At 69.6% G+C, this 10,527-nt stretch carries 11 protein-coding genes; 1 reads left to right on the top strand and 10 read right to left on the bottom strand.

The genetic code is table 11. From position 1 onward, the window contains the following. Nucleotides 1–107: 107 nt before the first annotated feature. The 10 genes from ACLEQD_RS27755 to ACLEQD_RS27800 form a co-directional block, all read right to left on the bottom strand. Entirely contained in the window at nucleotides 108–776 is a 669-nt protein-coding gene (locus tag ACLEQD_RS27755; RefSeq protein WP_410388048.1) for a PqqD family peptide modification chaperone, read from the bottom strand. Nucleotides 777–1,001: 225 nt separating this feature from the next. Beyond that, nucleotides 1,002–2,264, bottom strand: coding sequence for a histidine--tRNA ligase (hisS, locus tag ACLEQD_RS27760; protein ID WP_410388062.1), 1,263 nt, complete (start codon nucleotides 2,262–2,264; stop codon nucleotides 1,002–1,004). Between the two features lie 26 nt (nucleotides 2,265–2,290). Then, entirely contained in the window at nucleotides 2,291–3,133 is an 843-nt protein-coding gene (asd, locus tag ACLEQD_RS27765; RefSeq protein ID WP_410388050.1) for an archaetidylserine decarboxylase, read from the bottom strand. Nucleotides 3,134–3,164: 31 nt separating this feature from the next. Beyond that, complete coding sequence (locus ACLEQD_RS27770; RefSeq protein WP_410388051.1) at nucleotides 3,165–3,839, bottom strand: hypothetical protein; 675 nt, start codon at nucleotides 3,837–3,839, stop codon at nucleotides 3,165–3,167. A gap of 110 nt (nucleotides 3,840–3,949) precedes the next feature. Continuing rightward, a complete protein-coding gene (locus ACLEQD_RS27775) occupies nucleotides 3,950–4,681 on the bottom strand; it encodes a metallophosphoesterase family protein (RefSeq protein ID WP_120526312.1) in 732 nt (243 codons plus the stop codon). A 7-nt stretch (nucleotides 4,682–4,688) separates the two neighbouring features. Next, entirely contained in the window at nucleotides 4,689–5,033 is a 345-nt protein-coding gene (locus ACLEQD_RS27780; protein ID WP_410388053.1) for a TIGR02266 family protein, read from the bottom strand. Between the two features lie 159 nt (nucleotides 5,034–5,192). Next, nucleotides 5,193–6,125: a PfkB family carbohydrate kinase gene (locus tag ACLEQD_RS27785; RefSeq protein WP_410388055.1), complete on the bottom strand. Its 933-nt coding sequence runs from the start codon at nucleotides 6,123–6,125 to the stop codon at nucleotides 5,193–5,195. A gap of 127 nt (nucleotides 6,126–6,252) precedes the next feature. Beyond that, the gene (locus ACLEQD_RS27790) at nucleotides 6,253–7,782 is read right to left on the bottom strand and encodes an MlaD family protein (RefSeq protein WP_410388057.1); all 1,530 of its coding nucleotides are present in this window, start codon (nucleotides 7,780–7,782) and stop codon (nucleotides 6,253–6,255) included. 131 nt (nucleotides 7,783–7,913) lie between these two features. Beyond that, nucleotides 7,914–8,651, bottom strand: a complete 738-nt coding sequence (locus tag ACLEQD_RS27795) for an ABC transporter ATP-binding protein (RefSeq protein ID WP_410388064.1) — start codon at nucleotides 8,649–8,651, stop codon at nucleotides 7,914–7,916. 62 nt (nucleotides 8,652–8,713) lie between these two features. Beyond that, the gene (locus ACLEQD_RS27800) at nucleotides 8,714–9,529 is read right to left on the bottom strand and encodes an MlaE family ABC transporter permease (RefSeq protein WP_410388059.1); all 816 of its coding nucleotides are present in this window, start codon (nucleotides 9,527–9,529) and stop codon (nucleotides 8,714–8,716) included. Nucleotides 9,530–9,996: 467 nt separating this feature from the next. Here ACLEQD_RS27800 and ACLEQD_RS27805 point away from each other — a divergent pair, with 467 nt between their 5' ends. Continuing rightward, entirely contained in the window at nucleotides 9,997–10,326 is a 330-nt protein-coding gene (locus ACLEQD_RS27805) for a hypothetical protein (RefSeq protein ID WP_410388060.1), read from the top strand. Nucleotides 10,327–10,527: the final 201 nt, after the last annotated feature.

A 10,527-nucleotide genomic window follows, 5' to 3' on the forward strand; every position in this document is an offset into this window, starting at 1 on the left:
GCCGCGGCCCGGCCCCGGCGTCACGGCCGGCGGTGGCAGGGGGGACACCCCTTCCGAGCACGCCGACAGCACCACCGCACCCGCCAGCACCGCCACGAGCGCCCGCATCATGTGTCCTCCAGAGGCGCGGCACCGGCCGGCGCGCGCACTTCGTCCAACAGCCCCCGCCGCTGAAGCTCCGCCAGGAAGCGCAGCGTGTCGGTCAGCACTGGACCGACGTCGGTCGAAAATTCGGCGGCCACCTGCTCCGCCACCGCCCGGGCCGTACGCTGTCCGTCGCACAGCGCCCAGATGCGCGCCGCCGTCGGGTTGAGCCCGCGCAGCGTGCGCCCCTCCGCGTCCAGCACCAGGAAGTCCGCGCCAAAGCCTTCCCCCGAGGTCCCCGCGCGCCGCCGGGGAACGCTGCCCTCCTGGAAGCTCATGCGCGGCCCGTCCTTCCCAACCACGCGGCCACCTGGCGCTTCACCGTCAGCGCGCCAGCGCCCCACGCGCCGCGGCCCCACGTCCCAGCGCTCCACGTCCAGCAGCGCGCCGCCCCGGCGCACCCGCCGGGCCCGCCCCAGGATACGGAAGAGGGGCAGCGGCGGATCTTCCGCGCCGCCATTGTCCCCGCGAAGCGCGCAGAAGCTGCCGTCACACCAGCGCACCCGGTGCAGCACCAGCGAGGACTCGAAGCGCGCCAGCACCACCTCACCCGGGCGCGGCGCCTCCACCAGCGGCTCCACCTCCGCCACGTCCCCCGCGCGCAACGACGGCCACATGCTGTCCCCGGCCACGGGGATCCAACGCGGGCCATCGATCACGGAGGCGGGCTGGGGAGCGCTCGACATTGACGAAGCAATGTACCCCAACCTCTCAACCTCCGCGAATCTCCAAGCCTTCACTCCCCCAGCGATTCCCAGGACTTACGATGCTTAACACCTTTACTCCCGGGTTTTCAGGGAAGACAGGCCGCCCCCCTCCCCTCCAGCCAGGCGCGTCATGCCGGAGGGGGTGTTGGATCAGCAAGCGGGAGCGGCGGCCGGGGCCTGCGGCTGGGCGCGCACGGTGGCGGCCACGTTGTCCAGGGCCACCGGGACGGGCTCGCCGCCCGCCATGGGCTTGAGCTTCGCCTGGCCGCTCTGGCGCTCCTGCTCGCCCAGCACCAGGGTGAAGCGGGCGCCGGACTTGTCCGCGCGCTTCATCTGGCTCTTGAGGCTGCCGCCGCGCGTGTCGAAGTCCACCTTCAGCCCCTCGCGGCGCAGGCGGCTGGCCAGCGCCAGGCCCGCGTCCTGCGAGCCCTCGTCCGCCACGGCGATGAACAGGTCCGGCTGCTGGGTGAACGTCTTGCCGCCCTCTTTCAGGAGCAGCACCAGCCGGTCCAGGCCCATGGCGTAGCCCACCGCGGGCACGTCCGGCCCGCCCAGGCCCTTCATCATCTTGTCGTAGCGCCCGCCGCCGCCCACCGTGCTGGCGGTGCCCAGCGCGGGGTGCGAGGCGATGAACTCGAAGACGGTGCGCGTGTAGTAGTCCAGGCCGCGCACCAGCCGGTGGTTCACCACGTACTTGATGCCCAGCACGCCCAGCTTGCGCTGCAGGTCCGTGAAGTGCGCGCGGCACGGCTCGCACAGGAACTCCAGCACGTTGGGCCCGGCCGCGGCCACCGCCTGGCACTTCTCGTTCTTGCAGTCCAGGACGCGCAGCGGGTTGCGCTCCAGCCGCTGCTGGCAGTCCGCGCACAGCTCGTCACGGTGCGCGTTGAGGTACTCCACCAGCTTCGCGTGGTACGCGGGCCGGCAGTTGTCGTCGCCCAGCGAGTTGATGTTCAGGGTGACGTCCGTGAGGCCCAGGGCCTCCAGGAACTGCACCACCACGTCCATCAACTCCGCGTCCTGCGCGGGCTCCTTCGCGCCGTAGGCCTCCGCGCCAATCTGGGAGAACTGGCGGTAGCGGCCCGTCTTCATCCGCTCGTAGCGGAACATGGGCCCCATGTAGAACCAGCGCGTCACCGGCTCCTGGTTGTTCACCGAGTGCTCGATGTACGCGCGCGCCGCGGGCGCGGTGCCCTCCGGACGCAGGGACAGGCTGCGGCCGCCCTTGTCCTCGAAGGTGTACATCTCCTTGCCGACGATGTCCGTCTCCTCGCCCACGCTGCGCACGAAGAGGGCGGTGTCCTCCACCATCGGCGTGCGCACCTCGCCGTAGCCGAAGCGGCCGAACAGCGTGCGCGCGGTGGACTCCACGAACTGCCAGACCTCGATTTCGCCCGGCAGAAGGTCGTTCATCCCCTTCACGCCGTTGATCTTCTGGCTCACGTGATGACTCCAATGCGCGTGCCCATGCGCACCACCGCTTCCGGCTGCATGCTGTCGTCCCAGCGCACGCGCCCGGGCTCGAAGCAGAGGATGACGGTGGAGCCCATCTCGAAGCGGCCCAGCTCGCCGCCCTTCTCCACCGGGATGCCCGCGCCGTAGCGGTGCACCTTGCCGGGCTGGCCGATGTGCGTGGTGATGTCCTCGTAGGACGCCTTGATGCGCGACACGCAGGTGGCGCCCACCTTCACCACCGCCACCTTGCCGGCCACGGTGTCCAGGTACGTCACCAGCCGCTCGTTCACGCAGAACAGCGACTGCTTGTTCTTCACCGACGCGGGGTTCACCGGCCAGAACTCACCCGGGATGTACGCGTACCCGGTGATGGTGCCGCCCAGCGGCGCGTGGATGCGGTGGTAGTCGCGCGGCGACAGGTACAGCGTCGTCCAGGCGCCGCCGTGGAAGGGCTTCGCGGCCTGCGAGTCCCCCAAGAGCTCGTCCACCGTGTACTCGATGCCCTTGGCCTGGAGGCAGCGGCCGTTGTCCGAGTAGCCCACCTGGGACACGCGGCCGTCCACCGGCGACACGACGACCTTCTCACCGCCGTCCACCGGGCGCAGGCCCGGCTTGAGGCCGCGGGTGAAGAACTGGGCGAAGGTCGGGTACTTCTCGAAGGAGTGCTCCGCCTCCTCCATGTCCACGTTGTACGCCTTGGCGAAGGTGCGCATGGCCCAGTGGTGCACCGGCGCGGGCGCGGGCAGGCGCGTGGCCAGGCCCACCACGGAGGACACCGCCGACTTGGGCAGCACGCGCATCAACTTCATGAAGGTCTGTTCGTTCATCGAAGGTCGTCAGCTCTTGAAAGAGAGAGGTTCAACGCCCGCCATCGTTCGCGGGCGCCGTGCCGCCGTCCTCATAACGGCGCACGGTGCGCATGGCGCTCCTGGGTAACAGCGCCAGCACGCGCCCGTCTTCAATCACCAGCGAGGTGTCCCGGTGGCTGGGGTACTCCAGCTGGCAGGACGCCCGGTCGCTCAGCTGCCAGGTGTCCCGCATCCCCCGCCCCTCCACCGTGACGGGCACGGAGCGGATGAAGCAGCCCTGGAAGCCCGCCACCAGCTCGGAGGCCGGGGTGCCCATCTGGGGCCCGGCAATCACGCCGGCGTCCCCCAGGCCGGCGTCCGCCGGCTCCGCTGCCTCGGGCTCGGGCCGGCGCGGGATGTTCGTGGAGGACGGGTCCAGGGTGGGCACCGTGCGGGCGTTGGCCACCGCGCGGCGCTTCTCCTCCTGGGCCGCCTGCATGCGCGTGCGGCCCTGCTGGATGCGCTGGAGCAGGGACTGGGACGCGGCGGAGTCCACGCTGTCCGTGGGCACGCGCTGCAGCTGCGCCTCAATCTCCCCGATGGAGGGGTCCAGGTACGCCTCGTCCAGCTTCTGGGCGTAGAGCGCCGTCCACCGGCGGCTGGCCTGCTCGAACTCGGGCGAGGGCGGCGCGGGGGCGCGGCTGCACCCGGAGACGAAGAGGAGGGCTGCGAGGCCAAGGCCCATGAAGGGCCGCTTCGGACGGGGGACCTGGGGGCGCACGGCCCCGGTTTATGCCACCTTCCGTCCGGCCGCGCCGCTTTTCCGCACGCGCCGCGCCATGCGGCTCGGACGGCCTAGACGCCCAGGAACAGCCGCTTGCCGAAGTTGAGCGCCAGGTCCGCGTCGAAGATCTTCTGCGCGGAGGTCTCGATGTCGTACTCCACGCGCAGGTACTCCACCGTGCGCGCGTCCGTGTCGCAGATGACGAAGCAGGCCCGGTTGTCGTAGTCGCGCGGCTGCCCCACGCTCCCCACGGACACGATGTACTTGTAGCCCTTGCGCAGCACGAACTTCTGGGCCACCACGTCGTTCACCTCGCCGTTGCCAATGGCGAACGCGCGGCACAGGTGGCTGTGGCCAATGAAGGTCACCTCCGGCAGCTCCGCCACGTACGGCGTCAGCTCCCGCGCCTGCTCCAGCGCGAAGATGTACTCGTACGCCTTCGGGTCGATGGGCGAGCCGTGGCAGAAGCCCACCTCGCCGATGCGGTACGTGTACGGGAGGCTGCGCAGCCAGGCCAGGTTCTCGTCGGAGATGACGTTGGCGCTCCAGTCGAGCGCGTGCCGGGCGGCGTCGTAGTAGTACGAGTAGTCCATCCGCCCCGCCACCGCGGCGTCGTGGTTGCCCAGCAAGGTGATTTCGGCCACCGAGCGCACCAGGTCGCAGCACGGGTTGGGGGACGCCCCGTACCCGACGATGTCCCCCAGCGACACGAACCGGTCCACCTTCTGGTGCTCCGCCACCCTCAGCACCTCCGTGAGGGCCTCGATGTTGGAGTGGATGTCGGAGATGACGGCGATGCGCATGGGAGCCCTATCGGGGGGTCTGCTGCTGGGACTGGGAGATGATGCGCCGCAGACTCGTCAGGGCGTCCGCGTCCAACGCTTCGAATCTCAGGCCCATGCCCGGGGGCCGGCCGGCGGGTTGCTCGTCCTGCCGCAACCAGACGACCGTGGCCTGCGCCTGCAACTGCGTGTCCGTCGCCTGCTGGGTGAGCCGCACCTGCGCCCGCGTCCCCGCCGCCAGCGGGGTGCTCGTCCTGAGGAAGAGACCTCCCTCGCTCAGGTTGGCGATGCGTGCAAACAGGGTCACGTTCTCACCCTCGCACCAGCAGCGCAGGAGGGTGCCGACCCGCGCGTGCTTTCGATTTTCGCTCAACCCGGGGGACCTCCCGACGCGGAACCTTCCCGGCCACGTCGGCGCTGAAAAAGGACGTCCGCACCGGATTTATTCATCCACTGCGTCCGGTCGAGCCTAGGGAGGGTGGGTGCGGCCCGTCAAGTTCCACACCGGGCCGCATGCCCTTCCTGAACTCCCCTACCCGCCCAGCGGGCCCAGGTCGTCGAAGTGGGTGAGCTTCTTGAACTCGGCGAAGCGGGCGTGGATCTCCGGGCGCTGCACCTCGCGCAGGCGCTCCAGGCTGAACTTCTCCACGGTGAAGGACGCCATCACGCTGCCCATGACCATGGCCTTGCGCAACAGCTGCTGATCCACCTTGCTCGCGGCGCCGGAGCTGGCCAGGGTGCCCATGAAGCCGCCGGCGAAGGTGTCACCCGCGCCGGTGGGATCAAACACCTCCGACAGGGGGAACGCCGGGCAGGCGAAGATGTGGTCCTGGTCGAAGAGGAGCGCGCCGTGCTCGCCGCGCTTGATGACCACGCGGGAGGGGCCCATGGCCAGGATGGCGCGGGCGGCCTTCACCACGTTGTGCTCGCCGGACAGCTGGCGCGCCTCCGCGTCGTTGATGAAGAGCAGGTTCACGCGCTGGAGCGTCTTGAGCAGCGCGGGGCGGCTGCCCTGGATCCAGAAGTTCATCGTGTCCGCGGCCACCAGCTTGGGCGCCTTCACCTGGTCCAGCACGCGCGACTGGAGCTCCGGGTGGATGTTGCCCAGGAAGACGTAGGGCGTCTCCCGGTAGGCGGCCGGCAGGTTGGGGGAGAAGGACTCGAAGACGTTGAGCTGGGTGTCCAGCGTCTGCGCCTCGTTGAGCTCCCAGCCGTACTTGCCCTTCCAGCGGAAGGTGCGGCCGGCCTCGCGGGTGAGCCCCTCCAGGTCGATGCCGCGCCCGCGCAGGAACTGGAGGTGCGCCTCCGGGAAGTCCTCGCCAATCACCGCCACCAGCTGGACGGGGCCGAAGAAGGACGCGGTCGTGGAGAAGTACGTGGCCGACCCGCCCAGCACGTCCTCCTTCTTGCCGAAGGGCGTTTCCAGCGAGTCCAGCGCGATTGAACCGACGACGAGCAGAGACATGAAGGCATCTTCCTGGGGGTGACCCGGCGCGGGTACGGCCTCGCGTCAGGGCACGGCGAATTCCAGGGGAAACCCCGTGCCCGTGCCGGGTACGACACCTTCCCGGCAACGTCAAGGACTACACAGCCTAGAACGTGGGGACGCCCGTGGTGGCGATGAGGGCCTTCAGGTCGTCGTCGGTGAAGAAGAAGCCCGCGCCGAAGAAGAAGTCGCGGCCGGCGATGAGGCGCCGGGTGGCCGCGTCGCGCTGCCTGGCGTTGAGGATGTCGTCCATGCCCGCCAGGACGAACAGGTGGTCGAAGGCCTGGGCCTTCAGCGTGGCGCGCAGGCGCGGGTAGCGCAGCTCGTCCGCGGTGAAGTTGAACGCGTCCATCTTCAGGGTGAGCGCGTCGTCGAAGAGGTGCAGGTCCGCGCCCACGCCGCCCGTGGATTCAATGAGGCCCACGCGCAGGGTGGTGAAGTAGTAGCGCTTGGCGAACTGGAGGCTGACCTTGAAGGACTCCTTGGTCACCTTCTGCGTCTGGATGACCGGGTCCCCGTCCGACGGCGGGTTGGTCTGCACCACCTGCGTGCTGACGGAGCCGCGCGGGTCGTCGATGATCTCCAGCAGGTAGTACTTGTCCGGCTTGGGGATGAGCCGCAGCGACAGGCCGTTCTTCGACGCGCCCTGGGACACCAGGTAGGTGCTGAACAGGCCCACCTCCGTCTGGAGGGTGGAGAGGCGGGTGGCGAACTCGCTGACGTCGGTGACGGCCTCGCTGAGGCGCTGGCCCAGCTGCTCGTCGGTGAGCAGCGCGCCCGCGGCGCCCTCGCCGTCCTTCACCTTGCGGGTGATGTCCTCCAGGTTGGCGAGCGTGTTGTCCAGCCGGCCCAGCGTCTGCTTGAGGCTGGAGACGCTCTCCTTGAGCTCCCCTTCCCCGCTGCCCACGATGTTCTTGACGGTGCCCAGCACCTCGCGGACGTCCTGGGTGATGCGCTCCACGTTGGTGACGATGCGGGTGACCTCCGCGCCGTTGCCCTGGGTGAGGGCGCGCACGTCGGCGGACACGCCCTCCACGTTCGCCATGATGGTGTCCAGGCGGTCCGTGTTGCGGCGCACCGTCGCGTCCACCGAGTCCGACAGGCGGACCAGGTTCTCCACGATGCGCTCCAGGCTGCCCGCGCCCTTCTCGCCGCCCAGCACCTCGCGCAGCGCGCCCGTCACCTGCTGGATGTCGGAGGTGATCTGCGACAGGGACTCGAAGACGGCCTCCACGCCCTGGGTGTCGATGACGCGGCGGATCTGCCCGCCGTCCTCCAGCTCCGGCGCCTGCTCCGTGCCGGGGTTCAGGTCCAGCAGGTAGTCGCCCAGCAGCGACTCCGAGCGCTTGGTGATCGCGGCGTCCTGGCGGATGTCCACGCCCTTGCGGATCTTCAGCCAGATCTTCGCCCGGGTGCCCTCCAGGCTGATGTCGCTGATCTCCCCCACGGGGATGCCGGCGATCTGCACCCGGCCGCGCACCGCGAGCCCGGACGCGTCCCGGAAGTAGGCCCATACCCGGGTGGAGTCACGGTCGCTCAGCCCGCCCTTCGTGGCGAACAGCACGAACGTGATGAGGAAGCCCCCGGCGGCGAGGACCAACAGGCCAACACGGAAGGGCGTGACGAGCTTCTTCACCTGATGTGACTCCGAGCGCTACCACCGCTACCACCGGCCGCGCGCGACTCTAACGATTTGCCTACCGGCTGCCAGCTTTTCATGAAGGGCTGGAACCCTGGGGGGACCGCCTTCCCCGCCCCGGGGTCCTATCAGTTCTTGCCGAACCACGTCTGGAGGAAGACCTGGACGGCCGGGTGCTGGGACTCCCGCAGCTGCTCCGGCGGGCCGTTCTCCACGATGACGCCCTTGGACAGGAAGGCGATCTGGTTGGCCACGTTGAAGGCGGACGCGATGTCGTGGCTGATGACCACGCTGGTGACGCCCAGCTCCTTCTGCGCGGTGAGGATCATGTCGTCCACGGAGTCCGTGGTGATGGGATCCAGGCCGGTGGTGGGCTCGTCGTAGAGGACGACCTTGGGGTTCAACACCACGGCGCGCGCCAGGCCCACGCGCTTGCGCATGCCGCCTGACAGGTCCGCGGGGAAGCGGCCCTCCACCTCGCGCTTGAGGCCCATGAGGTCCAGGCGCTTGCGCACCTGCTCGCGGATCTCGTCCTCGGACAGCTTCGTGTGCTGGCGCAGCGGGAAGGCGACGTTCTCGAACACCGTCATGGAGTCGAAGAGCGCGGCGGCCTGGAACACCATGCCGAAGCTGCGGCGCACCTGCTGCAGGGCCTGCACGCTCATGGGGACGATGTCCTGCCCGTCCACGATGACCTGGCCGCTGTCCGGCTTGAGCAGGCCGATCATGTGCTTCATCAGCACCGTCTTGCCGGACCCGGAGCCGCCCAGGATGACGCAGGTGCTGCCCGCGGGCACGGTGAGGTTGATGCCCGTGAGGACCTTGTTCCCGGAGAACGTCTTGTGCAGGTCCACGATCTGGATCATCGCCTTCGAGGCTCCGGCGGTAGCGCCGGTGGACTCGGACGATGGCGGAGTCGGGGGGCCCATCAGTGCATCATCATGCCGACGATGAAATCGAGGATGAAGATGGCCAGCGCGCTGGAGACCATCGCCTCCGTGGTGGCCTGGCCCACGCCCTTGGCGCCGCCGGACGCGTTGAAGCCCTTGTAGCAACAGATGAGGGCCACGGAGAGGCCGAAGATGGCGCCCTTGAGGAGGCCCTCGTAGATGTCCGCCGGGGCCATCCACTGCTGGGTGCGCGACAGGAACGTGCCGGGGGAGATGCCCAGGCCGAACACGGCGACGACGTAGGCGCCCGTCATGCCCGTGGTGTTGAAGAGCATGGTGAGCGCGGGGACCATGAACAGGCCCGCGAGCACCCGGGGCACCAGCAGGTACTGCACCGGGTTGACGGCCATGGTCTCCAGCGCGTCCACCTGCTCGGTGACGCGCATGGTGCCCAGCTCCGTGCACATGGCGGAGCCGGCGCGCATGGTGACCATCAGCGCGGCGAACACGGAGGCCAGCTCGCGCGTGAGCGTCAGCGCCACGGTGGGGCCCACCAGGCTCTCCGCGTCGAACAGGGCGAACGCGGTGGACGTCTGGAGGGCGAACACCATGCCGGTGAAGGTGCCGGTGAGCCCCACGATGAAGATGGAGCCCACGCCCACGAAGTCCAGCTGGGTGAAGAGGTTCTGCAGCCGGAACGGGCGGCGCACGCTCCAGCGGAAGACGTCCAGGCCCAGGGACACCACGCCGCCAATGCTGCTGATGACGTCGATGATGCCCTTGCCGAGTCCCTCCACCGACTGGGTGAAGGCGCCGGTGAACCGGTTGGGTTTGCTGGGGGTCTCGGTGGTCATGCGCTCAGGCGGGCGACTCTACGTGCTCCGGACGGCGGCACAAGGGAACTCCAGCGCCGCCCCATCCCACCCCCACCTCCATCGGCTGGTCGCCAGGGGGGCTCCCACGCGGCGCGACGGTGGGATGCGATGGGGCTTCCTCCGCCTGGGGTCGGCCGTTATGTTCCGCGGCCCTCTTTACTTTCCACGCCCGGCGCGCCCTTTTGGGGGAGTTGCCGGGCCAGAGCGACACGACAGCATGGCTACTCTGAAGGTCGGCGGCGAGGTGGATGCCCAGTGCACCCGCTGCAAGATGAATCTGGCGCACACCATCCTCGCGATGGTGGGTCCGAAGATCGTGCGCGTCCGCTGCAACACCTGCGGCGGTGATCACGCGTTCCGGGGCGCGGCGGGCGTCACGGACCGCCCCAAGGCGGCCCTCGACCCGGGCCCCGCGCGCCGCGTCCGGCACGCCCCGCGCGGAGAAGGTGGTCATCTCCTTCGACGAGCAGCTGGCGGGCAAGGACCTCGCGAGCGCTCCCAAGTACAGCCCCAAGGACACCTACAGGGTGGATCAGGTGCTCCACCACCCGACGTTCGGCGTGGGCCTGGTGACCGCGGTGCGCGGCGACAAGGTGGACCTCACCTTCCGCTCGGACACCAAGACGCTGGTGCACGGCCGGGGCGGCGCTCCGGTGGACAGGCCCACCTTCAGCCCGCCCACGACCCGGCAGGCGGGGCCCGCGGACAAGCCCATGGCCGAGCCTCCTCCGGAGGAAGACCTGGCGGCTGAGACTTCCCTGCCTTCCGGGGATTGACCCGGAGGCCGGAGCGGCGGTCAACTGGGACACTGGGTTTCCCGTATGCGTCCGCCGCTCCACTTCGCTGTCTGCCTGCTGATGCTGGGTGCCGCCGTGGCGCGGGCGGAACCGCCGGAGGTGGAGGCGACGCCCGGGCGCGTGGTGCTCGGGAAGGACGCGGCCGTGGAGGTGCGGGTGCGGGTGCCTGGGGGCGCCGGC

Source organism: Corallococcus sp. 4LFB (genome assembly GCF_046520365.1).
In the GTDB taxonomy this organism is placed as follows: Bacteria; Myxococcota; Myxococcia; order Myxococcales; family Myxococcaceae; genus Corallococcus; species Corallococcus caeni.

What these genes read in the sequence shown, in the direction of transcription:
- hisS (WP_410388062.1), bottom strand. Translation starts at nt 2,264, where the DNA reads ATGAACGACCTTCTGCCGGGCGAAATCGAGGTCTGGCAGTTCGTGGAG.
- asd (WP_410388050.1), bottom strand. Translation starts at nt 3,133, where the DNA reads ATGAACGAACAGACCTTCATGAAGTTGATGCGCGTGCTGCCCAAGTCG.
- ACLEQD_RS27770 (WP_410388051.1), bottom strand. Translation starts at nt 3,839, where the DNA reads ATGGGCCTTGGCCTCGCAGCCCTCCTCTTCGTCTCCGGGTGCAGCCGC.
- ACLEQD_RS27775 (WP_120526312.1), bottom strand. Translation starts at nt 4,681, where the DNA reads ATGCGCATCGCCGTCATCTCCGACATCCACTCCAACATCGAGGCCCTC.
- ACLEQD_RS27785 (WP_410388055.1), bottom strand. Translation starts at nt 6,125, where the DNA reads ATGTCTCTGCTCGTCGTCGGTTCAATCGCGCTGGACTCGCTGGAAACG.
- ACLEQD_RS27795 (WP_410388064.1), bottom strand. Translation starts at nt 8,651, where the DNA reads ATGATCCAGATCGTGGACCTGCACAAGACGTTCTCCGGGAACAAGGTC.
- ACLEQD_RS27800 (WP_410388059.1), bottom strand. Translation starts at nt 9,529, where the DNA reads ATGACCACCGAGACCCCCAGCAAACCCAACCGGTTCACCGGCGCCTTC.